The organism is Paenibacillus sp. CAU 1782, from assembly GCF_054551715.1.
Map to the genome: position 1 here is coordinate 17447 of NZ_JBTOLL010000010.1, position 24631 is coordinate 42077.

At 42.7% G+C, this 24631-nt stretch carries 23 protein-coding genes; 2 read left to right on the top strand and 21 right to left on the bottom strand.

Annotated elements, in window-relative coordinates; translation table 11 throughout:
* Window positions 1–3 precede the first annotated feature (3 nt).
* The gene (locus ACX93W_RS18510; RefSeq protein ID WP_459393980.1) at window positions 4–924 is read left to right on the top strand and encodes a carbohydrate ABC transporter permease; all 921 of its coding nucleotides are present in this window, start codon (window positions 4–6) and stop codon (window positions 922–924) included.
* A gap of 81 nt (window positions 925–1005) precedes the next feature.
* The gene (locus ACX93W_RS18515; RefSeq protein ID WP_459393864.1) at window positions 1006–2484 is read left to right on the top strand and encodes an ABC transporter substrate-binding protein; all 1479 of its coding nucleotides are present in this window, start codon (window positions 1006–1008) and stop codon (window positions 2482–2484) included.
* Between the two features lie 99 nt (window positions 2485–2583).
* On the opposite strand, the gene ACX93W_RS18520 is transcribed toward ACX93W_RS18515, so the two are convergent.
* The 21 genes from ACX93W_RS18520 to ACX93W_RS18620 all read right to left on the bottom strand — a co-directional run bounded on the left by ACX93W_RS18520 (window position 2584) and on the right by ACX93W_RS18620 (window position 24574).
* On the bottom strand, window positions 2584–3429 hold the full coding sequence (locus ACX93W_RS18520) for a hypothetical protein (protein ID WP_459393865.1): 846 nt from the start codon (window positions 3427–3429) through the stop codon (window positions 2584–2586).
* A 149-nt stretch (window positions 3430–3578) separates the two neighbouring features.
* The gene (locus ACX93W_RS18525; protein WP_459393866.1) at window positions 3579–4046 is read right to left on the bottom strand and encodes a VanZ family protein; all 468 of its coding nucleotides are present in this window, start codon (window positions 4044–4046) and stop codon (window positions 3579–3581) included.
* Window positions 4047–4150: 104 nt separating this feature from the next.
* On the bottom strand, window positions 4151–5470 hold the full coding sequence (locus ACX93W_RS18530) for a nucleotide sugar dehydrogenase (RefSeq protein WP_459393867.1): 1320 nt from the start codon (window positions 5468–5470) through the stop codon (window positions 4151–4153).
* Window positions 5471–5561: 91 nt separating this feature from the next.
* Window positions 5562–6581, bottom strand: a complete 1020-nt coding sequence (rfbB, locus tag ACX93W_RS18535) for a dTDP-glucose 4,6-dehydratase (RefSeq protein ID WP_459393868.1) — start codon at window positions 6579–6581, stop codon at window positions 5562–5564.
* A complete protein-coding gene (gene rfbD / locus ACX93W_RS18540) occupies window positions 6578–7435 on the bottom strand; it encodes a dTDP-4-dehydrorhamnose reductase (protein WP_459393869.1) in 858 nt (285 codons plus the stop codon). Before rfbD ends, rfbB begins: the two co-directional genes overlap by 4 nt.
* A 3-nt stretch (window positions 7436–7438) precedes the next feature.
* Window positions 7439–7999 carry a dTDP-4-dehydrorhamnose 3,5-epimerase gene (gene rfbC, locus ACX93W_RS18545; RefSeq protein WP_459393870.1) on the bottom strand — a complete coding sequence of 187 codons (561 nt, stop codon included), beginning with the start codon at window positions 7997–7999 and terminating at the stop codon, window positions 7439–7441.
* On the bottom strand, window positions 7996–8898 hold the full coding sequence (rfbA, locus tag ACX93W_RS18550) for a glucose-1-phosphate thymidylyltransferase RfbA (protein ID WP_459393871.1): 903 nt from the start codon (window positions 8896–8898) through the stop codon (window positions 7996–7998). The genes rfbC and rfbA overlap by 4 nt, the downstream gene beginning before the upstream one ends.
* Window positions 8899–9074: 176 nt before the next feature.
* Window positions 9075–10181: an SDR family NAD(P)-dependent oxidoreductase gene (locus ACX93W_RS18555; protein WP_459393872.1), complete on the bottom strand. Its 1107-nt coding sequence runs from the start codon at window positions 10179–10181 to the stop codon at window positions 9075–9077.
* A 14-nt stretch (window positions 10182–10195) separates the two neighbouring features.
* Window positions 10196–11533 carry a UDP-glucose dehydrogenase family protein gene (locus tag ACX93W_RS18560; protein ID WP_459393873.1) on the bottom strand — a complete coding sequence of 446 codons (1338 nt, stop codon included), beginning with the start codon at window positions 11531–11533 and terminating at the stop codon, window positions 10196–10198.
* Between the two features lie 15 nt (window positions 11534–11548).
* Window positions 11549–13000 (bottom strand): lipopolysaccharide biosynthesis protein, encoded by a 1452-nt coding sequence (locus tag ACX93W_RS18565; RefSeq protein WP_459393874.1) that lies wholly within the window; start codon window positions 12998–13000, stop codon window positions 11549–11551.
* 73 nt (window positions 13001–13073) lie between these two features.
* Entirely contained in the window at window positions 13074–14183 is a 1110-nt protein-coding gene (locus ACX93W_RS18570; RefSeq protein WP_459393875.1) for an EpsG family protein, read from the bottom strand.
* A 64-nt stretch (window positions 14184–14247) separates the two neighbouring features.
* On the bottom strand, window positions 14248–15126 hold the full coding sequence (locus ACX93W_RS18575; RefSeq protein WP_459393876.1) for an ATP-grasp fold amidoligase family protein: 879 nt from the start codon (window positions 15124–15126) through the stop codon (window positions 14248–14250).
* Between the two features lie 11 nt (window positions 15127–15137).
* Window positions 15138–16256 (bottom strand): glycosyltransferase family 4 protein, encoded by a 1119-nt coding sequence (locus ACX93W_RS18580; RefSeq protein ID WP_459393877.1) that lies wholly within the window; start codon window positions 16254–16256, stop codon window positions 15138–15140.
* A 223-nt stretch (window positions 16257–16479) separates the two neighbouring features.
* Window positions 16480–17298, bottom strand: a complete 819-nt coding sequence (locus ACX93W_RS18585; RefSeq protein ID WP_459393878.1) for a glycosyltransferase — start codon at window positions 17296–17298, stop codon at window positions 16480–16482.
* Between the two features lie 39 nt (window positions 17299–17337).
* The gene (locus tag ACX93W_RS18590) at window positions 17338–18003 is read right to left on the bottom strand and encodes a sugar transferase (protein WP_459393879.1); all 666 of its coding nucleotides are present in this window, start codon (window positions 18001–18003) and stop codon (window positions 17338–17340) included.
* Window positions 18000–19004 (bottom strand): UDP-glucose 4-epimerase GalE, encoded by a 1005-nt coding sequence (gene galE / locus ACX93W_RS18595; protein WP_459393880.1) that lies wholly within the window; start codon window positions 19002–19004, stop codon window positions 18000–18002. Before galE ends, ACX93W_RS18590 begins: the two co-directional genes overlap by 4 nt.
* An 84-nt stretch (window positions 19005–19088) precedes the next feature.
* Entirely contained in the window at window positions 19089–19727 is a 639-nt protein-coding gene (locus ACX93W_RS18600; protein WP_459393881.1) for a hypothetical protein, read from the bottom strand.
* A gap of 254 nt (window positions 19728–19981) precedes the next feature.
* On the bottom strand, window positions 19982–20671 hold the full coding sequence (locus tag ACX93W_RS18605; protein ID WP_459393882.1) for a CpsD/CapB family tyrosine-protein kinase: 690 nt from the start codon (window positions 20669–20671) through the stop codon (window positions 19982–19984).
* The gene (locus ACX93W_RS18610; protein ID WP_459393883.1) at window positions 20652–21422 is read right to left on the bottom strand and encodes a YveK family protein; all 771 of its coding nucleotides are present in this window, start codon (window positions 21420–21422) and stop codon (window positions 20652–20654) included. Before ACX93W_RS18610 ends, ACX93W_RS18605 begins: the two co-directional genes overlap by 20 nt.
* 170 nt (window positions 21423–21592) lie before the next feature.
* Window positions 21593–23656, bottom strand: coding sequence for an S-layer homology domain-containing protein (locus ACX93W_RS18615; protein ID WP_459393884.1), 2064 nt, complete (start codon window positions 23654–23656; stop codon window positions 21593–21595).
* 132 nt (window positions 23657–23788) lie between these two features.
* A complete protein-coding gene (locus tag ACX93W_RS18620) occupies window positions 23789–24574 on the bottom strand; it encodes a tyrosine-protein phosphatase (protein ID WP_459393885.1) in 786 nt (261 codons plus the stop codon).
* Window positions 24575–24631 lie beyond the last annotated feature (57 nt).

The window sequence follows — 24631 nt, forward strand, 5'->3', positions numbered from 1 at the left end:
AAAATAGCCAAAACACGCCGTCTCAACAATGGCCAGAACTTATCCCGGCCATGGAATTTAATTCTAAATCTCGTAGCCGGCGGATTCGCGTTTCTATGTGTATTCCCGTTTATATTCGTAGTCATTCTATCCCTGACCGACGAGCAGTCGCTGCTCTTGAACGGTTATCAAATATGGCCCGAGAAGTGGAGCCTGTACGCCTATGAATACATTCTTCAAACCGGCGACCAGCTGCTTCGCTCCTACGGCGTAACGATTCTCATCACGGTAATCGGCGTTCTGATTACGGTCTCCATGACCACGCTTTACGCCTATGCCCTTTCGCGGCGCAATTTCAAATACCGCGGCTTCTTTTCCTTCATTATCTTTTTCACGATGTTGTTCAGCGGCGGTCTGGTGCCGTCCTACATCGTCGTTACGCAGATGCTTGGTCTCAAGGATTCCGTATGGGCGCTGATTCTCCCTATGGCGATGAATGCCTTCTACGTTCTGGTTCTGCGGACCTTCTTCTCAACCAGCGTACCTGATCCAATCATTGAATCGGGCAAAATCGATGGCGCAGGCGAGTTCAGATCCCTGTTTTCGCTCGTACTGCCGATTTCCCTTCCGGGTCTGGCCACCATCGCGCTCTTCAGCACGCTGGGTTACTGGAATGACTGGTTCAACGCTTTGCTGTACATTGATTCCAATCAATGGGTGCCGCTTCAGCCGATGCTGATGCGCATCGAAAACAACATGCAGTTCCTGATCCAGAACTCCGCCCTGCTTAACAGCGGCCAAGGCAAGGATCTGCTAAGCTCGCTGCCTCAGGACACCTCCCGTATGGCGATGGTTGTTCTGGCAACCGGCCCGATCGTTCTGGCTTATCCGTTCTTCCAGCGTTATTTTGTGCAAGGCCTGACAATTGGCGCGATCAAGGAGTAGTAACTGACGATTATAGGAATGAAGGAGCCTCGCGCTCCTTCGGACTTGTAATATAAATTATCTGCTAGGGGGATATGACACATGGTAAGGAAAAAAGGCTTAAGCTTGCTTGCGCTGGTTCTCGTCCTGTCTTTGGTTTTGGCGGCCTGTGGCGGCAAGAATAATGAAAGCGGTAGCGAAGGAAGCAATTCCGGCGCTAACGGCGGCAGCGAAGCTCCGGTAGAGCTGGTATGGTATACGATTGGTACACCACCAAGAGACCTGCAAAAGGTTAACGATGAAATCAACAAGATTACAGCTGACAAAATCAACGCAACTGTAAAAATCAAAATGCTGGATTGGGGCGAATATTCCCAAAAGATGCAAATCGCTATCGCTTCCGGCGAAAGCTTTGATATCGCTTTTACAAGCTCCTGGGCTAACGATTACTTCGGCAATGCCAAGAAAAATGCATTCCTGGCAGTCGACGATCTGCTGCAATCCCATGGACAAGGCATTGTAGCCGCTCTTCACCCTGACTTCCTTGAGGGAACAAAAGTAAACGGCCACAACTACGGTATTCCTGCAAACAAAGAGCTTCCGCAGCAACGCGTATTCCGTTTCAACAAAACGTTTGTTGACAAATACAACCTGGATATTTCGAACGTAAGAACGCTTCAAGACCTGGAGCCGCTTTTGAAAACGTTTAAAGAAAACGAACCCACAATTGCTCCGATCCCGGCTAAAATTGCTGAGTTCTTCCATGTAGACATGCCTATCAACGATATTCCAATCATCGGCATGCCGCTGGACACAACGGATTACAAGCTGATCAACGTATGGGAAACTGACGAAGCTAAGAGCTACCTGGAAACCATGCACCGTTACTACCAAGCAGGTTACCTGCCTAAAGACGTAGCAACGCAAAAAGACGCTGGCGACTACTTCAAAACTGGCCAATGGCTGGTTGACGTAGCCGATTCCCAACCTCTTGCAGACAACCTGTGGAGCGCTGATGCCGGTTATGAAGTGGTGAGCGTGCCTATGCAAGATCCAATTTCGTTCAACTGGTCCGTAGCTGGTTCCATGCAAGCAATCTCCATCAACTCCGAGCATCCGGAAAAAGCGATGGAGTTCCTGAACCTGCTGTACACTGACGCTGATCTGATGAACCTGCTTGACTTCGGTATTCAAGATGTTCACTACACAAAAACAGGCGACAACACAAAGGACATCATTCCTGACAGCGGCTACGGCTTCCCTGCTTTCACAGCCGGCAACCTGATGCTGACATACCTGAATTCCAACGATGCTCCAGACAAATGGGAGCAATTCCAAAAGTTCAATGATTCCGCAACAGCTGCTCCTCTGCTTGGCTTCCAAGTAGACACAAGCAAAATTACAAGCGAACTGGCAAGCTTGAAAAATACGAAGGACGCCGTTTATGACGCGTTGTTCTCCGGTACGGTTGATCCTGCCGTTCAATTGCCTAAAGCAATCGAGAAGTTCAAAGAAAACGGCCTGGACAAAGTTATGGCTGAAATCCAGTCCCAAATCGACGCTTGGGTAGCTAGCAAATAAGCAATAGCTGCACCATTTGAAGAAGCCTCCGGCTCCGCAGTAACATGCGGCCCGGAGGCTTCTCTTTTGTTATGGGATTATCCATCATTGCCTGCTGGGTTACATCGCATTGGCGATAGCCGACAACGCGTTGGCGCGTGCCTTTTCTTTGGAGCTTGCGTATTCGGAGCTCCAATCCGGCAGCGTGGTCTCCGAGATGCCTTCACTCTTATACTGCTCCTTCGCTTTGGACAACAAAGCGTTAAAGTCGCTGTCGCATTTGGCTTCGGCGGCAATCACATCATCTAGAAATGCCCCCTGGATTTTATCCAGCCCGGCATCCGGATCGGCCTTCAGCTCGGCTGCGATTTTTTTGACCAGACTGCTGCTCGTTGCGGTGCAGGATGCCCTCAGCTGCTCCATCTCCTTGGTGATGGCGGCGTCAATGCCCTGTTTGACTTTGCTTTTGTCGTCAGGCGATGTTGTGGCACTCGGATTGTCAGAGCCTCCGCTTGACGGCGTCCCGGGCTCCGTCGAAGGTTTAACCGTCGGGTTGGCTCCACCGCTGTCTTGGCCGCCAGAAGCCGCTGGCGACGGCTCAGGGGAAGTGGAACCATTAGGATCGGAGCTGGCTTGTCCCGGTGCTGCCGCTCCGCCTTGGCCATTTTGGCCCTCCGTGGAGCCTCCGTCGTCGTTGGAGCCTTCAGTCGCGGAGCCATTAGCTGCACCGGCTTCATCGCCGCCAGCTTCACCAGACGCGTCTCCGGGCTGTCCGCTCGCCTCCGGCTGCTCCCCGTCGCCCTGATCCGGCTCCTTGTCATCCTCTCCCGAAGCTTGCGCGATTTGTTCATTCAGCCTTTTGGCCTCATTCATTTTGGAGCTAAGGCTGCTTACGCCATACACAACAAGGGCAAGAAGGAGCAGTGCTCCCGCTCCTATCAACAGCATTTTTTTGTTTTTGGTCATTTGATCTCCTTCGCCTGCAAACCCTCCAGCCAGTGAAGAACGGCGATTCTCCTTATTCTGATTAAAAGTAAACTCGGTAACATCTGCTTATCTCTTAAACGCCCTTTGCTCATGATTTGTTTCAGTTCACTTTACCCTTCCGCTTAACCTCATCGCCTGCGTTCCCGCCGTATTCTCCATTGAGTCCTGATTCTGCTGATGCCCCAACAGAGAAGAATTGCGGTAGCCGCGCCCGCTCCATCAATGATCACATCTCTAACCTGCGCCCCTCTGCCCGGCACGAAATATTGATGAATCTCATCCGAGATCGCAACCAGCACGCAGAGGATCAGAGCCATGCCAGCTCGCCGCCAGCCTCGCAGAGGGCTTAACCGGAGCGCATTAAACATCAGAATTCCCAGTAGGCCATAAATGAAGAAATGCGCGTTTTTACGGAACAAATGATGGACCCGTTCAAAATGATTCCCCGCATCAGGATACCAGCCGGACACATGGGAAACGAGCCACCGCGTCAGGCTGCGGCTCCACGCTCCCGATTCCGTCGCCGGCTGGGAGGACAAATAAAAGATCAAACCAAACGCCAGAACAACCAGCGCCCAATATATCGTTTTTTTCATAGACTTATCCTTTATTGGGGCGGCTTTCTATATTTAAAGCCGCGGAGTCAAATATCGTTGTTTCCAGCCTAATGACCCTGGCCCCTCATTTGGCGAGCCGGCACTTATAATCTCCAAAACGTGTACCCTTTTTCTTGAATCATTGCCTTATCCATTATACTTTTGACATCGATAATTATTTTTTCATCATTCTTTATGTCTGCAAAAAGACGGTCCATTTGGTCAATTTCCATATTTTTAAATGAGTTGTGCGCTACGGCAAAGACTAGACAATCTAAATCCTTTAAATCATCAAAGGCCGCTAACTCCACGTTATACTCTTTTCTGGTTTCTTCAAAATCAGCATATGGGTCATAAATAATAGGCTTTATACCATACTCATTTAATACGCGAATAATATCTATTACTTTCGAATTCCGAATATCAGGACAGTTTTCTTTAAAGGTAATGCCAAGTATAGCAACCTTTGCTTGCTTGACCACCTTATTGGCCAATATTAACTTTTTAATTATGGCATCTCCCACAAACTTCCCCATACCATCATTTATTTTTCGGCCAGACAAAATGATTTGGCTATGATACCCTAACCTTTCGGCCTCATATAAAAAGTAATAGGGATCGACGCCAATACAATGCCCTCCAACAAGGCCAGGATAAAACTTTAATGCATTCCACTTCGTATTCATAGCATCGACAACTTCTTTAGTGTCAATATTCATACTATTAAAAACCATCGCCAGTTCATTCATGAAAGCTATGTTAATATCCCTTTGGCTATTTTCGACCACTTTTGCAGCTTCAGCCACTTTTATCGACGATGTTTCGTAGACTCCTGCTTTTATAACTAACCTGTAGACCAGTGAGATCTCGCGAAGAGCTTCATTATCCATACCCGATACGATTTTCACTATATTCTCCAGGGTATGAACCTTATCGCCAGGATTAATTCTTTCAGGCGAATACCCTACTTTAAAGTCCACTCCACACTTTAACCCCGACTCTTGTTCTAGAATAGGGATGCAATAGTCTTCCGTTACACCCGGATATACTGTCGACTCATAAACAACTATTGAGCCTTTAATCAAATTTCGCCCTACCACTCTGCTTGCGCCTTCAATTGGTGAAAGATCAGGAGTTTTATCGGCATTTATTGGAGTGGGAACCGCAACAATATGAAACCTGGCTCTTTTTAAATCCTCTTCATCCGATGTAAAGATTAAGTCCGTATTACTTAATGCCTCATTACCCACTTCATTTGTGGGATCCTGCCCTGTTTTATATAATTCAATTTTTTCTTGATTTAGGTCGTATCCTATCACGTTGACCTTCTTGGCAAAAGCCACCGCCAGCGGCAAGCCAACGTAGCCTAATCCCACGACCGAAGCAAATTCGGTTTTGTCTAATAGCTTGGCGTAAAGTTCCACTGACTTAACCTCTCCCTGTTGTTTAATGATCTATCCAATGCTGACTCCTTCTAATTAGATTACCTGTTGGTTTCTAAAAGCATAACTTGACTTAGATCCCATATTGCTTATCAAAATAATGCTGGTATTCGCCGCTTAAAATACGCTCCCACCAAATCTTGTTATGGAGATACCATTCAACCGTTTGAACAATCCCCGTCTCAAAGGTATACTGCGGCTTCCAGCCCAGCTTGATCAGCTTGGAGGGATCAATGGCATACCGCTTATCGTGGCCAAGACGATCCGTCACAAATTCAATCAAATCCTCCGTCTGATTCAACGCATGAATAATCGTCTTCACGACCTCAAGGTTTGTCCGCTCATTATGCCCGCCAATATTGTAAACCTCGCCGTTTGCTCCTTCATGCATAACCAAATCAATCGCTGAACAATGATCCCAGACATGCAGCCAATCCCGAATGTTTCTTCCATCGCCATAAACGGGAACCTTCTGGCCGTTAAGCACCCGGGAAATAGTGAGCGGAATAAGCTTCTCCGGGAAGTGGTAAGGGCCGTAGTTATTGGAACACCGTGTAATATTAACGGGGAGTCCAAAGGTTTCATGGTACGCTCGCACCAACAAGTCGGATGAAGCCTTGCTTGCGCTATAGGGGCTATTAGGCTGTATAGGCGTTTCCTCGGTAAAGAAGGTGTCGGGGTCAAAATCCAATTCGCCATATACTTCATCGGTGGAGACATGTACAAACTTGGTGATCCCATATGCCTTGGCTGCATCCAGCAGCACCTGTGTTCCCAATACATTGGTCTTCACGAAGATGCCAGGATCGGTAATCGAACGATCCACATGGCTCTCAGCTGCGAAATGAACAACATAATGAAACTGTTCTTTTTGAAATAAAGCCATGATTTCATCCCGGTCCGCAATATCTGCTTTCACGAAGCGGTAATTCTCTTTTTCCTCGATTCCGGAGTGTTTGGTAAGATCGCCGGCATACGTCAACAAATCCAGATTCGTGATGTCATACTGGGGATATTTATCTACCATATACTGAACAAAGTTCCCGCCTATAAAACCAGCGCCTCCGGTAACGAGCACTTTTTTCCTTGTCATTTCTGCTCCTCCAACTTTAACTGTTCTAGGAATCTCTTTACCGCATCCTGCCATGACGGCAAAGGCTCAAAGCCTTGTTCAATCAATTTTCGCTTCGACATTCGGGAGTTTTTGGGCCTGACCGCCCGAGTCGGATATTCTTCTGTTGCAATGCCATTCACTTTTACGGCTTTATGGGCAACTGCAAAAATTTCACGAGCAAACTCTGCCCAACTGCAAAATCCCTCATTCGATGCATGATAGGTTCCATATTTATCCGTACGCGCAATGTCTATCAGCAATCGAGCCAGGTCTGCTGTATACGTAGGGGAACCCCACTGATCTCCAACCACATTTAACTCATTGCGCGTTTCAGCCAGCCGTAGCATCGTTTTTACAAAATTATTGCCATTAAGTCCGAATACCCACGAAATCCGCACAATAAAATACTCCGACAACAAATCCTTTACGATTTGCTCTCCTTCGTATTTGGTTAACCCATAATGATTAATCGGGTTTGGAGAATCGGTTTCTTTGAAGGCTTCTTGCCCTTTGCCATCGAATACATAATCCGTGCTGATATATAGAAACTTAGCTTGCACCTGCTTAGCCGCAGCCGCCAAAAACCTGGTGCCGTCTTTATTTGCCTTCCGGCAATTTTCCTGGTCATCCTCCGCTTTGTCCACGGCCGTATACGCTGCGCAATGAATAATAACATCCGGTTTATGTCTATGTACAAATGCCGACACCGCTGCTTCATCCGTTATATCCAGACTTGCCGAGGTTGTGCCTATCATATTCAAACCTAAACTAGCTCCTCTTTGCACAACATCGAAACCAAGCTGTCCCCCAAAACCCGTCACTACAATATTCATGTCCTATTCTCCATGGATAAAGTTATAATCGGCATCAGTTAATAAAGGCGCTATTTCATCCTTCTCCGAGAGGATCGGCGTTGTGCCCAGCGGCCACTGTATGCCAATCTCTTGGTCATTCCAGCGAATGCCACGATCATGTTCTTTGGAGTAGACTTCATCCACTTTATATTGAACTTCTGCATTTTCCGTCAATGTCATAAAACCATGGGCAAACCCTCTGGGTACCAGCAATTGTTTTCTGTTTTCTTCGGTTAACTCCACGCCGATCCATTGCCCGAAGGTCGGACTGCCTTTTCGAATATCGACGGCTACATCATAGATAGCTCCCCTGTTGCACCGAACCAATTTGGTTTGCGCCTTAGGATTTAGTTGATAGTGCAGCCCTCTGAGCGTCCCTTTTGCCGCGGAAAAAGAATGGTTGTCCTGAACAAAGGTTATATCGATGCCTTCCATTTTAAAACGGCCTTTGCTATACGTTTCCATAAACCAACCGCGATGGTCGCCATGGACCGTTGGCTCAATAATGATTACGCCATCTAGCTTAGTGCTTGTCAGCTTCATGCTAATACGCCCTCCTGTTTAATCACTTCTTTATTTTGCTGGGCTAATCGGATCAAGTATTGCCCATACTCGTTTTTCTTCAACGGTTCGGCAAGCTCAAGCAGCTGCTTTTTGCTAATATAGCCTTTGCGATATGCAATTTCCTCAAGACAAGCCACCTTTAGACTTTGCCTTTTTTCGATGGTTTCAATATAGGTTGACGCCTCTAGCAAAGATTCGTGCGTGCCCGTATCCAGCCAGGCGAAACCACGGCCAAGAAGCTCCACATGAAGCTCGTCCAGCTCCAAATAAGCCTTGTTGACATCCGTTATCTCTAATTCGCCACGCGCTGAAGGCGTTATTTGTTTAGCTATATCAATAACGCGATTGTCATAGAAATACAGGCCCGTTACCGCATAAGTCGATTTGGGCACTTGGGGTTTCTCTTCGATGGAAATAGCTTTGCCGCTCTCATTGAACTCTACGACACCAAAGCGCTCCGGATCTTTGACATTGTAGCCAAAGATGGTTGCTCCCTTTTGACGCAGAGCAGCTTTTTCCAATAGATTCGTAAAACCATGGCCATAAAAAATATTATCTCCTAATATTAATGCGACGCTATCATCGCCGATAAACTCCTCGCCAATTAGAAAAGCTTGTGCCAATCCATCTGGCGACTCCTGAACAGCATAGCTGATGGTAATGCCAATGTCGCTGCCGTCACCTAACAACTGCTCAAATCGGGGAGTATCTTGGGGAGTTGAAATGATCAAAATATCTTGAATACCTGCCAACATCAGGATAGACAGCGGGTAATAGATCATAGGCTTGTCATAAATCGGAAGCAGCTGTTTGGAAATCGTTTTAGTTAAGGGGTACAGTCTTGTCCCGCTGCCTCCTGCAAGGATTATGCCTTTCATTTGTTACCCTCCTGGAAAATGTAGTTGTAAGTAAGATACACTGAAGCCGCTAAAAGCCCTAACCTCATTTTAATGTAAGCCTTGAACGATTACTACAGATACTCTTGTAGTTATAAGAAAAGCTGCCTCGCCAATGGAAGCAGCTTCTATTATCCAACAAGATGGAGTGTTTCGAATTATTTAACCCCGTAATAGCCCACGTACCAGTCCGCAAAACGCTGCAGGCCTTCGCTTATCGGCGTTTGCGGTTTGAAGCCGACCGCTTTGTACAATGCATCTGTGGATGCATATGTGGCTGGTACGTCGCCGGGCTTAATTGGCTCAAACTGCTTGGCAAATACAACCTCTCTGCCCAGAGCCTTGCCCAAGGCCGTTTCAAGCGCCCCAATAAAAGCCATCAGCTTCTCCGGGCTGTTGTTGCCGATATTATAGACCTTGTGCGGAGCTCCTGCTCCACCGGTTTTCGCAGCTTCAACCGGTGTTGTTGCATCGTCCTCCGCCATCCCTGCGCTAACCGCCCCAGCTACCGTGCCGACCGGAGGCTTCCCGATAAGCCGAATAATACCGTCTACAATATCATCGATATAGGTGAAATCACGGTACAGATCATTTTCAAAATCGCCATTGTTGTAAATCGCGATCGGCCGCCCTGCAAAATAGCTATCGGCAAAGCCAAAGTAAGCCATATCTGGCCGTCCCATCGGACCGTAGACCGTAAAGAAGCGCAGGCCTGTCGCAGGTATGCGATACAGATGGCTGTAGGTATGTGCCATCAGTTCATTACTCTTTTTGGTAGCGGCATACAATGAAACGGGATGGTCCACAGGATCGCTTTCCTCAAAAGGAACCTTGCGGTTTGCCCCATAAACCGAGCTGGACGAAGCGTATAAAAGATGCTTCACCGGAAACTCGCGGCAGGCTTCCAGGATATGATGGAATCCGACGATATTGCTTTGAATATAAGCGTCCGGGTTCTCAAGAGAATAACGAACACCCGCCTGAGCAGCCAAATGCACAACAACCTCCGGCTTGTAATGCCGGAATAAGTCCGTTACCGCCGTTTTGTCCGAAATATCTCCTTGAACAAACACAAAGCGCTCTTGCTGTTTCAGCAGCTCCAGCCTTGCATGCTTCAGCTTGGGGTCATAATAATCATTTAGATTATCAATGCCGATAACCGTTGCCCCGTCCTCCAGCAATCTCTTGGAAACAAAACTGCCAATAAAACCCGCCGCGCCTGTAACCAGATAGACGCTGTTTCCGCCTGCAGTCTCATTGCTCAATGCTTTTCGCCTCCTTAACTCCCCTGCCGGACAGCAGCTTCGCGACCGATGGAATGATACTCCACGCCAGCCGCTTTCATTGCCGCCACGCTGTACAAATTGCGCCCGTCGTAAACAAGCGGAGTACGCATCAGCTTACGGTAGGCTTCAGGCTGAATTGCCTTAATCTCTCCCCACTCCGTAAAAATAAAGCAAACATTCGCGCCATCCAGCGCCTCCTCAGCACTTTCGGTATACGTGATGCTTCCTTTGGCGTTGCCTCCTGAAGGGTATAGCTTGGCGAAATTAGCCGCGCCGACCGGATCGTAGGCAAACACATTTGCGCCTTGCTGAAGCAGCATCGGTACATTCTCCAGCGAAGCCGCTTCCCTGAGATCGTCCGTCGCCGGCTTAAAGGTCAATCCAAGCACGGCCACTTTCAGACCGCTAAACGTAATCAGCCGCTTGCTGGCTTTTTTGTATAACATCGTCTTCTGATCCTGGTTCACATCAATCGCAGATTTGACCGTTCTAAGCTCGTAACCATGTTGTCTGGCCAAATAATCAAGCGCCTTCGTGTCCTTGGGAAAGCAGGAGCCGCCAAAACCGATCCCGGCGTTCAGAAACTTTCTGCCGATTCGGGGATCGTAGCCCATACCTTCGGCCACATCCTGAATATCCGCTCCCACCAGCTCACACAAATTAGCGATATCGTTCATATACGATATTTTGAGCGCGAGAAAGTCATTGGAGGCGTATTTGATCATTTCCGAAGATCTGCGGTTAACCGAAACGATAGGCAGCCCAAACGGCTCATAAATCGACTTCAGCAACTCTTCCGCCCACTGGCTTTCCGTCCCGATAATAATGCGTTCCGCGTGCAGCGTGTCGTGAACGGCAGAGCCTTGCGCCAAAAATTCCGGGTTAGAGGCCACTTCCACCTTTACCGGGTTGATTAAAAAATCCCGAATGAATTGCTCTACCTTATCGTTTGTTCCTACAGGCACCGTCGATTTGACGACAACCAGGCAATCCCTCTCGATCGTTTCAGCAATTTGCCTAGCCACCGTTGCGATGTAGGACAGATTGGCAGAACCATCCGGCTGCTCCGGAGTGCCGACTCCAATGAAAATCGCATCAGCATCTTTATATGCAGATACATAGTCAGTGGTATAGTCGATTCTCCCGGCAGCGTAATTTTTCCGCATTAGCTCTTCCAGCCCGGCTTCATAAATAGGCGAAACACCCGACTTCATCAATGCGACCTTGTTTTCGTCGATATCGACGCAGGTCACTTGGTGGCCCATCTCCGCAAAACAAACACCTGCGACCAATCCGACATAACCCGTTCCGGCTACTGCTAGTTTTGACATCACTACCTCCACTATTTATTTTATTATTTTTTTTAAAACTCCTAAACCCTCTCGTTTTATCTCTGAAAAAAAACTAAGAACAACAAAATAAAGAACAATGCACAAAAAAATCACCACTAAATACCATAGAGTGTTGGACGATACTGATTTTAACATATACCCCAAAAGTCCCATGATACATGCGGATAGCAGCATCGGATATGTGTTATTTAAGACCCTGAGAATTGGTATACCAATAAACATCTTTAATAATGCAAAATGAACTAATACATGTTGCATTCTAATCCAAGCACGCCAATATACTAGCGTCCAGAAACCAACCTTAACGCTAATTAAACAAACTGGAACCAGTACGAATAAATGCATAGCTTGAGCTAAAAATGATAACTTTGGTTTTCCCTTTGCCCTATAAACTTCACTATTATAATACCCATATACTATTGTAATTGCACTTGTTAGAGACCAAACTCCAATTATCTTGCTCGCTTCCCCCCACTCATTCCCCAAAACAACAAGAGTAACTAAATCGCTAAATAGGAAAATACCCACTCCCAAAGGAAGTACAATTATTGATGATATTCTTTGAAACTTTAGAAAAACTTCAGTGAATTTTTCAGTATCTTCTTGTAGTCTTGAAAGTGCTGAGAATAATACGGGAACACTCGATGCTACAATTACGTTTAAGAGTGCACTTACAAGCATTGTCGAGGTTTTATAAAGGCCTAAAAAATACATGTTTAAGGCACTAGCTATAATAAAAGAATCTATCCAAACAGTAAGCCATATGGAAATTGACTCCATGCTTGACCAAAAGCTAAAATTAATCATTCTTTTTAAAATTTTTATATCAAAAAGAAACTTTGGTTTCCAGCTTGATCTTAAATATAAAATAACCGCACTAATAAGTTGTGATAATAATAATCCCACTATTATTGACCAGTACCCATATCCGCTTAGTGCCAGTGGTATCGTAATAATTACAGGTACAAATACTCCTATAATTCTTACGACAAAAACCGTTCGAAAATCTAGTTCTCTTTTGTAAAGCGCTAACTGAATACTTGTAAACGAGTTTATTGGTATCAATAAACACGAAACCCAAACTGCATTTCCTAAATCAGAATATCCTAACCACATCGAAATTGTATTAGCATTTAATAAAATTATTACAAATACAATTATTGACAACAAAAAGTTTGTACAAAAAGATACACTTGAAGCATTCTCCAATTCCTTTCTACTCTTAAAATTGAATTGGATCAAATATTTATGAAAACCTGCATCAGTTAACATCTCCGCAAAACTCGTAATTAATGTGATTGAAGCAACAATCCCAAAAACCTCTGGTGCTAGTATTCTTGCAAGAATCATGTTTGTTATTGGGCCAATTATTTTAGCTAAAACTTCTGTTATTGATGCCCATTTGGTTGCTTTTATAACTTTATTGTTAAATTCCATATTACTCATTTAATGAACACCTTCCACACTACACTTCATTAATTACTAATTACTTCTCAAGATTAATACAGCGAGAATAATGTTACCAATTCCAATACCATAGATATGGATAGACTCGATTCCACTCTGGTCTATATAGCATTGTTATGTAATAATTCAAAAAGAATCCTATTGAGATTACCGAAAATAAAACTAACTTTTCAACTTTCCCCTTTAACCCACTCACTATATTGGGTATAGCAAAGATATAAAAAGCAGTAAAATATATTGAAATCCGACTCACTAAAGGTGCATTCAAGCCCGCAAGACCACATATGACTGCAATTAAACAAAAAGAAAACCAAATTTTTTGCTCATCCATGTAGTGGTTAGCAAGAATTGTGTTATTATCTCTATAAACGTATTTCCTATAGCCTGTTATTAGAGCTGCGAAAAAAATACTCAAGTAAATTAATAGATTAAAGTAAATTGCTATGTTCCCTTGCGAGTTAAAGTATTCACTATGCAAGTACACCAAATATTTTGGATTTAAATTTGTAAACATTCTAACGATCTCGTCAAACATTACACTAGCAACAATTCCTATTAATAATATTAAAGTTACATTCCCCTTTTTATAAGTTATATTTGAAATCGGGTACGAAATAAGGAATACTAGTGCAGATATATGGAATAAGGACGCTAATAGTACTAATAAAAAAAATTTAATAAACTTTTTTTCCTTTATATAAGACACACTCAACATTAATATTGCTATTGAAATGTACTGTCTACTTATATTCATAATATCAAAGAACATTCTACTAGTAATAAATATATATACACTAAAAGCTACATTCTTTGAATATTTATAAATTGAAACAGCTAAGACAATAAAAATAAAACAAGTTATTAGAACTTGTAAGTGTATATATTCAAAACCTATTAATCCAAAGAGTCTAGATAATATTACATAGCCTATCTCCATACTAGATACTGACTTTGAGAATAGGTCTTCATTAATGACAATAAAATATGAATTATAATATGTTAACGAGTCATTGCCTACCGAAGGTGCTCGAAAAGCACTTAAAATAAACAACGGAGTTAATAAGATTATTACCCACAACACAGACTTTTTAATTTTTGGGACTGCATATTCAAAAACTGCGGCTAAAAAAAATAAAAATGCTATTAATATATAAAGAGACATTATTCAACCTCTTTCTTGCTAAGTACATAATTAACAGTATTCTGCTAGATGGAGTTCACCAATCTTAAGTATTAATTTTATTAACTCTTGAAAGATCAAGCCAACTTCCTATTTCATACTCGAATTCAACTGGTTGAAAAGTTTCATAACCTGAACCATGATAAAAAGTCATTTCCCCAAAATAAATATCACCATTAATATTATACAAATCTATTCTAACATGGGGTATATCGGCAGATAATATCCTCGCTATACTTATCATTTGATCGAAATTTATAGGCTTTGGGATTTTATGTTCGCGATCAGTTGGATAATGTATCATTGCATTGCAATAATTCCAATCCATGTCATAAATATTTCTTTTATGCTCATCAAACCTACCATAATCAATTTGCACAAATTGGGGCTCCCCATGAAAACAAAAAAACTTATAGTCCTTGAGTTCATTATTTGATTCATCTACCATATATTTCTCGCAAATAATTTTTGGCCGGATATTTTTATAGGGCCACTCCCTTCCATGCCAATACCAATTCATTTTCATCCAGCCTTGAAGCTTGTTTAGTACCAGTGCTCTTGATGCATTACTTTTATCTTTACATATAAAGTTACTGCTAGAACCATGCGTGCATTTAAGCACAAATTCCTTAGGCAAATCATTCCATTTTATTTCTTTAACATCATTATATACAGCAAGTAAGGGTATTAAATAGTCCGAACCAATTTTTGATTCCACGAATTCTCTAACTTTGTATTTATCCACATAATCTGTATACAATGAGTTTCTATTATTTAATTTAAGCCACTGAATCTTTTCATTAAATGTTTGTGGTGCCTTTAAGTTTAGTTTTTTTTTCATATGGTAATAATACTGAACCCTTATATATGCTTTGTCAGGAATAATTCTCATTATATATTTAACTATGTTTTTAATATTGATCATTATATTGCTCCTTAATTTATAAGACTTACTTTTTTATTGCTGCGTAGCAATGACGAGTATTGCTGTTCTGTTTTTTGCGCAATAACATTCCAGTCATATTCCAAGGATTTGTTTCTAGCATTCTGTCCTTTAATTTTAAGCCCGTCTATTCTCTCACTAAGTAAATTACGTATTGCATATTCAATACTGAATACTGTTCCGTCAGCTCCCCAACCAGAATTAGAACTTTCAATATCTTCTCTCATATTAGTCCCATTAGTGACCAAACAAGGTAACCCATAAGATAATGCTTCGATGAGTCCCATTGAGTGACCTTCAAATCGAGAAGTCAGAACAAAGACATCACTATTTAATAATACTTTTTCTTTTTGAATATCAAAAACTGGATCATAAACCCTCACTATTTTATCTAATTGATTTTGTTTAACTAGTTTCTCTATTTCATTTCTAGATCCATTTTTATCAGGACCATAAATATCTAAATACAAATTAATGTTATTCATTTCACTCTTTATTTTTCCTAAAGCTCCAATTAAGAGATCAAGACCTTTTTGGTAAATATCCAAACGCCCAATAAACACCATTTTTATCTGCTGTTTTTCTTCATTCCAGACTTTTGACACTTGGGGCGTTGAAATCCCGTTAGGAATAACAATCATTCTTTTATTCCAACTTGTTTTTGAAGAGCTTTGCTCATCTTTTGTTAAATATTGAATTGCTAATGCCTCTTTAATGAATTTATTAAACAAAAATAAATTAGCTACTTTTTTCTTAATGTATTTTGATTTTTGTGCAGCCTGCGTCAACGAACTTCTAGGAATTATAATATACGGTATCTTTCGAATTCTGCATTCTTTAGATACTTTCAAATATTCAATAAAGTACATTCCTTGAAAAACAACTAAATCAGGGTTATTAAAAGGTGCTGGCAAACTTGAGATTTTTAGCTCAGGATAATCCTTAAGACTATGATAATATTCTTTTTTATACATGCGTTCTCTTTCCGCACTACAAATATTATACCAAAATACGTTATTTAATAGTCCTTGATTTACAATTTGAGATGGAACACTATAATATAATCCTGATGCTTTTTCACCATCAATATGTGATATATAAAGTATATTCATAGCAATCTCCTGACCCATCAACTATTCATTTAAATGTACTCACTAGAAATTCACTAGAACTTCAGGGACCATCCACATTCTCACATTATTAACAAACAACAATCTTGTAATAAACCAATTGATTTATCTGGCTATTAAATATTTTCATCAGGCACCATTCTCAATGGCATAGGTTTGGAATATTATTTTTACTAACCTAAGTTAACTTAAAATAAATTAATAACTAAAGGCTTGTTCTCCTTAGAATGCTTTGGTAAAGTTTTTTAATTAAGGGATTAGGCAATTGCCGAACAGATATTGAAATTAACAAATTAATAAAATACTGTGAGTAACTTATCATGCGATTACCGCGCATATAACCAAATAGTTCTACTTGCATTTTAAAGTAGTCCCACCCTCTTCTTCTCACATATGTACTGTCTGTCACTCTCATTAATAATAAAACTTCATCAATATTTGTGAATTTACTTCCAGCTATCCATAGTCGTATCCATAGAAAATAATCTTCTGCATACTTGAAATCCCTATAATTACCAACCATTAAAACATCTTTTTTTCTAAACATCACAGAGGGGTGATTAAATGGATTTCTACGTTTTATATAACTTTTTATTTGCTCATCAAATAAGGGCACTTTTCTATAACCAATTATATTACTTGGATGATTTAGAAATTCACCAATATGGCTGCCCACAACGCTCACATTCAGTTTTGAAGTTAAGATTTTTAATTGTTTTTCACAGCGTTCTGGTAAAGAGATATCATCCGAATCCATTCGGGCTATGAATTCATTTTTACATTGAAGCACCCCCCTGGACAGTGCACTACCTAACCCAACATTTTCTGTAAGGGGAAGACACACCAAAGGACCTTCTGTTTTTAGTTCCTCTATCGTACTGTACAATTCATCTGAGAGTGGCCCATCAATGACCAGCACAACCTCATCTGGAGGAATAGTTTGGTTAAACATGCTCCTAACACTGTCCCTTAGGTTTTGGGAGCTTTCTTTTATATAAACACTCATAAGCACACTATACTTCATTACTATTCCTCATTGTCTATATTAATATATTCTGATAGTCTATCGCGCTCCACTACCAGTTAACACCACCTTAACCGTCCTAAACAATATTTGTAGGTCCAACCCAATGCTGCTATTATGAATATAATATCGATCTAGCTGTAGTTTCTCAGATGGAGTGATATCATAACCACCATTAACTTGCGCCCAGCCTGTTAGACCAGGTTTTACTTCCAGACGTTGTTCAAACCCTGGAATTTCCTTTGCAAATTTTTCTGCAAAGATGGGACGTTCAGGCCTTGGTCCTACTAAACTCATTTCTCCTTTTAACACATTCAAAAGCTGTGGCAGTTCATCTATTCTTGTTTTTCTAATAAAAGTTCCAATTTTTGTTATGCGTGGATCATTTTCAGTGGCCCATTGGGCTCCATTTTTCTCTGCATCGATTCTCATTGATCTAATTTTTGTCACTGTAAATTCTATGCCATCCATGCCAAGTCGTTCTTGACGATAAAATACTGGTCCTCTACTCTCTAACTTTACACATGCTCCTGCAATTAAAATAAGTGGAAGTGCCATTACCAGACCAATAATACTTAAAACTATATCCGCAGCCCTTTTTACAGTCAGATATATATACGATACATTTCTTTTAGGCTTTGTATAATTTACTATCTTGGTTGCTTGGTCTCTTTTATAAGAATTTGCATTTGAACGGTAACTCAAACTGTCTCACCTACCTTACGTTGTGCGTACCTCCATGAATCACGGACCATATCTTCTACAGTCCGCAAAGCCATCCAATCAAGCTTCTGCTTTGCCTTATTTACATCTGCAAAACAATTGTCAAGATCACCAGGACGCCGGTCTACGATTTGGTACGGGATGGAAATTTGGCTAACTTGTTCGAATATATTAATCATCTCAAGAACACTAGTGCCTTTACCTGTTCCAAGATTGAATATTTCCAAGCCCGTTTTAATTTTTTCTATTGCTTGTACATGTGCCTTTGCTAGGTCTACAACATGTATGTAATCTCTAATACCGGTGCCATCAGCTGTATTATAATCATCTCCGTAGATAAATAACTTTTCATATTCACCGGTTGCGACAGCAGTAATATAAGGCATTAGATTGTTTGGCTTGCCAGTTGGGCTTTCGCCAATTAAGCCACTTTCATGAGCACCAACTGGGTTGAAATAACGCAGAATTGTCACGGACATAGTAGGATAAGCAGTCACATAATCTGTAAGAATCCGTTCATTTATTACTTTGCTTTCTCCATATGGGTTCGTTGTTGGAAACAATGTCATTTCTTCATGTAGCGGTGATTGATTTGGCCCATACACAGTTGCTGAAGATGAGAAAACAAATCTATTAACGTCATATTTTAGGCATAGTTTGGTTAATACTAAGGTAGTTAATATATTATTGTAGTAGTAATCTAGAGGAATGTTGACTGATTCACCTACTGCTTTAAATCCTGCAAAATGAATTACACCATCTATTTGCTCACTCTCAAACAATTGATCCATACACTGCTCATTAGTCACATCTATTTGAAAAAATTTGGGCTCAATTGTTGTTATTTGAACAATTCGGTCTAAAACACCAATAGAACTGTTAGACAAGTTATCTACTATAATAACCGTATGGTGATTTTTAATTAATTCTATTACCGTATGTGATCCAATATATCCCAAACCACCAGTAACAAGTATTTTCATAGGAAATATACATACTCCTTTCCAACATAGTCTATCAACCACTACTAATGCTCCAAGCAATTTATCATTTTTCTACTTCATCACTTATTTCTCTTTTGAGACTTCTTCATAACTCTTACCTTGACTCATGCCATACTTCTTTGCAATTTGAATTAGCTCATCATATTGCTCTGGAGAAAGTCTTTCAAGAATTAAAGTTCTAGCTGCTTTCTTTTCATCTATACTTAAACCGCCACTTGCAAGCTCTTGTAGGTACTTGATATCATCAGCACTAAGTTCCTTCAGAAAGACAGTTGCGAGTTTCGCTTTTTCTCCTACCGTAATTTTTTCCTGTACATCTTTTGCCTTATCTACACTTACTTCCGCGCTGTATTCTGTCGAACCCTTTGAGGGCTCACTACTAGGTTTTGTTGTTTGTGGATCTTGTATTTCTTCATGATCGTCAGATTGATTAATTTCTTCATCATTGTTGTCAGGGGAAAGCTGGTTAACTTCATCTTGATTTTGTTGCGTATCGTTTTTATCAACAAGCACCGGTTCGTTTGTTTCTAGCAATGTATCCGCTAGCAACTCATCTTCAAGACTATTAGATAATTGCGCTAACATCTTGTCCATTGCATAGTTTGCTGCAAGCAAACCGGAAATTACAACAACAACTAGTATGCCGGTTAGCCACAAAAGAACCTTTTTCCAACGTTTCATTTTTCGACGAGTTTCTACCATGATTATCTACTCCTAACAAGGATGTTTTATTATGATTAGTTTACTTTGACTCTCATTTCAGATCCTTTTCGTCGCCCCAGTAAAAAGCTTACTGACAGTTGAAACGGGATAGTTCATTAAAATAGTTCAGCAAAGCCCATATCAAGTAAGTCTATGAATACGGGCCCGCCAGAATAATTCCCAAATTGGTAAATCACATCAAATATATGTCACATGCAATTGTGGAGACCATATAAAATCTTAAAGCAAGACCATCATTCTTTTGCACCGTAGTAATAATAGTAGGATTCCTCGTTGGCTTTGCGTTTGACGTTGTTAAGGACAACGCCCAAAATACGGGCATTAACGGTTTGCAGGTTTTGAATTGCTTTTTTGGCAATGTCCCGTTTCACCCTGCCTTGATCCACGACCATAATGGCCCCATCGCTTTTTGTTGCAACGATTTGCGCATCGGTAACGGCAAGCAGCGGCGGCGTGTCGATCAGAACGATATCGTACATCTCGCGAAGCTGCTGAATGATTGCGGTCATCCGATTGGAGCCCAGCATTTCGGCGGGGTTCGGCGGGATCGTTCCGGACGTAATGACGTCCAGACCGGGAACATTGCTCATTTGAATCGACTCTTCCAGCGTACATTGCTGAGATAACACGGATGACAGGCCCCATCGATTGGATATGGAGAAGTTATGATGGGCGGTAGGTTTCCTCAAGTCGGCATCAATCAATACAACTTTTCGCTCCGACTGGGCATACGTAATGGCGAGGTTCGTAATCGTTGTTGTTTTGCCCTCGCCCGGACCGGCCGAGGAAACCATAATGACCTGAATTTTTTCGTCGATGGCCGAATAATCAATATTGGTTCGCAGCGACCGGTATGACTCGGATATTGGGGAACGGGGGTTTGAAAGCGTGATAAGCTGACGTTTATTTTTCGATCGTGACACGTTCAAGTTCCCCTCCTTTATAGGCCCGAGACGTCCTGCTGCTTTGCGGTGAACCTTCCGCTTCTTCAGGACTCATTCTCGATATCATAGCCAAGGTTGGCTGTCCCAAATATTCCAATACGTCCGCTTCCGTCTTGATGGTGTCGTCCATATACTCCAGCAGAAACACAACGCCGACAGCAAGCATTAGCGAAACGACAAAAGCAATGGCAATATTCAATGGAACGTTAGGTGCTACAGGCTCTGGTTGAGCGTCAACAGGCGCTTCGTTCAGAATCGAAACGTTTTCCACCTGGAAAATGTGCTGAATCTCTTCGCGGAACACGTTGGAAACCGCATTTACCGTTTCTGCCGCTTTTCTGTAGTCAATATCCTGCACAACAAGCGTCATGACTTGCGTATTGTTAACGGAGCTGACCATGATCTTTTTGGATAGCTGTTCTGTTGTGTACCCCAGCTCCGGATATTGCTCAGCGACTTTATCCAGAATAGCAGGCGTTTTGATGATTTCCTTGTATGTATCGATCATGCGAATATTGGTATTAATCTGATTCAGGTCAAGCTGCCCCGTTACTTGCTGCGATGATGTCTGGTTAACGATGATTTTGGTAAAAGCTTCATAGACCGGGGATTTAAAGAAGAGGCTATAAACACCCGCCACCGCGGAACATAATACGACAAAGGCTACGATCAGCCAAAGCCTCTTCCGTATAACGGCAACATATTGCCTCAAATCAAGTTCATTAGACACTACACTACTCCTCCATTAGACATAGTTTTTTCTCATGATGAATAGTTCTTTAGCACCATGCCCTTCTGCATTATACCACTATAGGGGTAGACAATCTGTGACTTTTGACAAAAAATCTTCCTCCCATCCACATGGGAGGAAGATTTTGTGGTAATTGTAGTGTATTTGTATTAGAAGTTGAATGCTCTGTAAATGATTACTGCGGCTTGAGCGCGAGTTGCGTTGCTGTTAGGCGAGAATTTGCCGTCGTTGCCAATGACGATGCCATGGTGAGCGGCGAATGCAACGCCCTCTTTCAGCGAGGAGCTGATTTGACCGGCATCGGAGAAGACAGCCAGTTCAGCATCCAGATCTTCGACTGCAGTAGCGCCTTTTGCTTTCAGCGCGCGTGCAACCATAGTTGCCATCTCAGCGCGAGTGATCTTGGCTTGCGGATCGAAACGGTTAGCGGAACGCCCATTAATTACGCCCAGATCAGCTGCAGCAGCAACGTAAGGAGCAAACCAGTCGTTAGCGACAACGTCGCCAAAGGTTGCTGTTGCAGACACGTTGTCCAGATCAAGAGCGTGAATCAGCATTTTTGCAAATTCAGCGCGTGTTACTTGATCTTGTGGAGCAAACACGCCCTCCGCTTTACCGTTGATTGCGCCTTTAGCGGCGATTACTTGGATCGCACGGCCAGCCCAATCTTCAACTACGGATGTATCACCGAACGATACTTTATTTTCCACTACTGCGTATGAAGAGAATGTGTCACGCGCCTCGGTAAGCGCTCCATTCTTATATCTGCCACCAAAAAATTGAAGCTTGTCTTCTACAATTTTGGCAAGCGTCAACAACTCAGTGTCAAGGCCAGTAGTATCACTAAGCGGGAAGACAATTTGAATAGGTTTGGAGAAGGTAGTTACTGGCTTATTGTCTACTGCTAAATTAAACTCGAACACGTCGGAAGCGAATGTAGCTTGCTGAGTCAATTCCTCGGAAGGAGCCGATTGTTTTACGTTCAGATCAATGGCTCCTGCGATGTTTCCTCCAACCGGTAGTGTAACAACAAACTCGCCCGCTTTAATAGCGATTCCGGCCAGATTGGCTTGAATGCCTTCGCTTACAATGGCCGCCGACACTTTGATAAGCAGCTCGTCCTGTGTTACTGCACCAAAATCAAGTGTAAGCGTTGCGGCAGGCAATGTTTCTCCCGTTACGCTTTTCAAAGCGTTTGCGATTGCTGCAATGCCTTTGATTGCGGAAATTGCATTGTTTTCGTTAGGAGCAAGCGTTGCCTGGTTGTTTTGAACCGCTGCTTGACCAGTCAAGGTAGACAGCTTGCTAACAGCTGCCCCAGCATCTTTAACCGCTTGAGCGATCAATTCCGCTTTTTCAGCTTCAGTTGCATTTTCCAGCTTGCCTTTCAGCGCTTCCAGGTTGTTCACTGCGATTTGAGCTTCTGCAGGCACGCCTGTCGTCGGGAAGATAACAACCGGATAAGTTGGATTTGGTGTAACCGGTACTGGGAAAGCTTCAAAGTATGCTTTATTCAATACCGAGTAAGCTGCTAGAGCTGTCGAGAAATGAACGACACCTTCGCTTGCTTGAAGCTTAGTAAACACATCAGCCAGATCTTGCGAAGTCAATCTGTTTTGCGCAAAATTTGCAAATGTTGTGTTAGAGAGAATCGCTTGATTCGCTGCAGTCTTCAACTGCTCTTTGATAGCCGTCAAATCGGATAGTTGAGCAACTGTCAAAGTGGAGATGAGATTGGCAACCTTCAACTCGAAGTTGTGCAGCACAGACGCAACATCATTTACGGACAGTTCCGGGTACAGGTCATTGAGGAATCCATCGTTGGCAGCAGCAATTGCTTCATAATTTTCCTGCCAGTCTTTATCAATTGTTAGCGTCAAGATATCTTCGATCAGATCATTGATTGTGGCACTGTCTACATTAGTTCCAGCGATCAGCTTTTCAACCAATGGCGAAAGAATTGTAGAATCGGCATCAACCGCGTTTGCAATTTCAGCTCTGAAAGCATTAACTTTAGCCAGACCGTCAGCATCAAGCTTAGCGTACACTTGCTGAGCGCGAGCTGCAAAATCGGAGTATGCTGCAGCATGAATTACATTACTTACCCCAAGTTTCTCAGCCAGTCCCTTATTGCTGAGCGGGATGCCTGCGAATGCGGACATCACTACGCTTGCCGCGATTGTTGTGACTGCCAGTTTCTTTTTGAACGACATTTCCAATCACCTCTATAATTAGAATAGTTGCACTCATCGTTTTTTGATGAATGTCTAGTAAAACCTAAACGTACCGCTTTCTTATGTATCGGTTTCATGAAGCTTGTCTTGAACCTTTTCCGAGTATTTCCCTTACCTTTTTGAAAATAAGGAAATGAAACGGCGCCATTGTCCTCCTCCTGCTGCGGAAAAAGCAGGTTGTTCGGCCAGCGGCGAGTTGTCCAGCAACCTTCTGGCGTTGTTCTTCAGATAGCTGCTCCATTGTTCTCCCATTGTTCTCTCAATGAACGAATAGGCTTCGCCCAATCGAAATCCCCGGCGGGAGATATGATGCGCATCTGACGATACAAAGTGGATGCTGCCTTGCTTGAGCAATGAAAGCGAAGTTTGTTGAATCCGTTTTCCGAATACGCCAAGCAACGAATGGGTGGTCACCTGACCGCATGCCCCTAGTTCTACCAATGACGCGAAACGTTCCGCATGCTGCGCAACCTCCGCATTTCTCTCGGGATGAGCGATGACCGGCGTCAGCCCCATAACACTCAGCTCATGAATCATTTCTTCCATAGACTTCGGAATACGGGAAGAAGGCATCTCCAGCAAAACATATCTGGTTCCGGCCAGCGTGAGCAACTCATCTCGGCTCCAAGCATCCAGCAGGTCATCGTGAACGCGAATTTCCTGACCTGCGGCTATTGTGACAGGCACGCCCGTTTCTATCAGTCTAGCATTGACTGAATCTACGAGCCGTCGCACATCGGAAGCCGGATTCATATAAGCTCCATTGGCATGGTGAGGCGTTGCGATGATTGTTGTAATCCCCTCTGAACAGGCTGCCCGGGCCATATCCAGCGTATCATCAAAATTTGCGGCCCCATCATCCAATCCGGGTAAAATATGACTGTGGATATCTATCATGCCGACTGCTCACTCCTTTGTCAGCAATTCTTGATGGTCTTCGACATTATTTCTCAT

Coding starts and splice junctions, on each gene's coding strand:
- rfbC (WP_459393870.1), bottom strand. CDS start 7,999: ATGAAGCTGACAAGCACTAAGCTAGATGGCGTAATCATTATTGAGCCA.
- ACX93W_RS18600 (WP_459393881.1), bottom strand. CDS start 19,727: ATGGTAGAAACTCGTCGAAAAATGAAACGTTGGAAAAAGGTTCTTTTG.
- ACX93W_RS18575 (WP_459393876.1), bottom strand. CDS start 15,126: ATGATCAATATTAAAAACATAGTTAAATATATAATGAGAATTATTCCT.
- galE (WP_459393880.1), bottom strand. CDS start 19,004: ATGAAAATACTTGTTACTGGTGGTTTGGGATATATTGGATCACATACG.
- ACX93W_RS18565 (WP_459393874.1), bottom strand. CDS start 13,000: ATGAGTAATATGGAATTTAACAATAAAGTTATAAAAGCAACCAAATGG.
- ACX93W_RS18515 (WP_459393864.1), top strand. CDS start 1,006: ATGGTAAGGAAAAAAGGCTTAAGCTTGCTTGCGCTGGTTCTCGTCCTG.
- rfbA (WP_459393871.1), bottom strand. CDS start 8,898: ATGAAAGGCATAATCCTTGCAGGAGGCAGCGGGACAAGACTGTACCCC.
- rfbD (WP_459393869.1), bottom strand. CDS start 7,435: ATGAATATTGTAGTGACGGGTTTTGGGGGACAGCTTGGTTTCGATGTT.
- ACX93W_RS18615 (WP_459393884.1), bottom strand. CDS start 23,656: ATGTCGTTCAAAAAGAAACTGGCAGTCACAACAATCGCGGCAAGCGTA.
- ACX93W_RS18520 (WP_459393865.1), bottom strand. CDS start 3,429: ATGACCAAAAACAAAAAAATGCTGTTGATAGGAGCGGGAGCACTGCTC.
- ACX93W_RS18525 (WP_459393866.1), bottom strand. CDS start 4,046: ATGAAAAAAACGATATATTGGGCGCTGGTTGTTCTGGCGTTTGGTTTG.
- ACX93W_RS18585 (WP_459393878.1), bottom strand. CDS start 17,298: ATGAAGTATAGTGTGCTTATGAGTGTTTATATAAAAGAAAGCTCCCAA.
- ACX93W_RS18570 (WP_459393875.1), bottom strand. CDS start 14,183: ATGTCTCTTTATATATTAATAGCATTTTTATTTTTTTTAGCCGCAGTT.
- ACX93W_RS18620 (WP_459393885.1), bottom strand. CDS start 24,574: ATGATAGATATCCACAGTCATATTTTACCCGGATTGGATGATGGGGCC.
- ACX93W_RS18580 (WP_459393877.1), bottom strand. CDS start 16,256: ATGAATATACTTTATATATCACATATTGATGGTGAAAAAGCATCAGGA.
- rfbB (WP_459393868.1), bottom strand. CDS start 6,581: ATGACAAGGAAAAAAGTGCTCGTTACCGGAGGCGCTGGTTTTATAGGC.
- ACX93W_RS18560 (WP_459393873.1), bottom strand. CDS start 11,533: ATGTCAAAACTAGCAGTAGCCGGAACGGGTTATGTCGGATTGGTCGCA.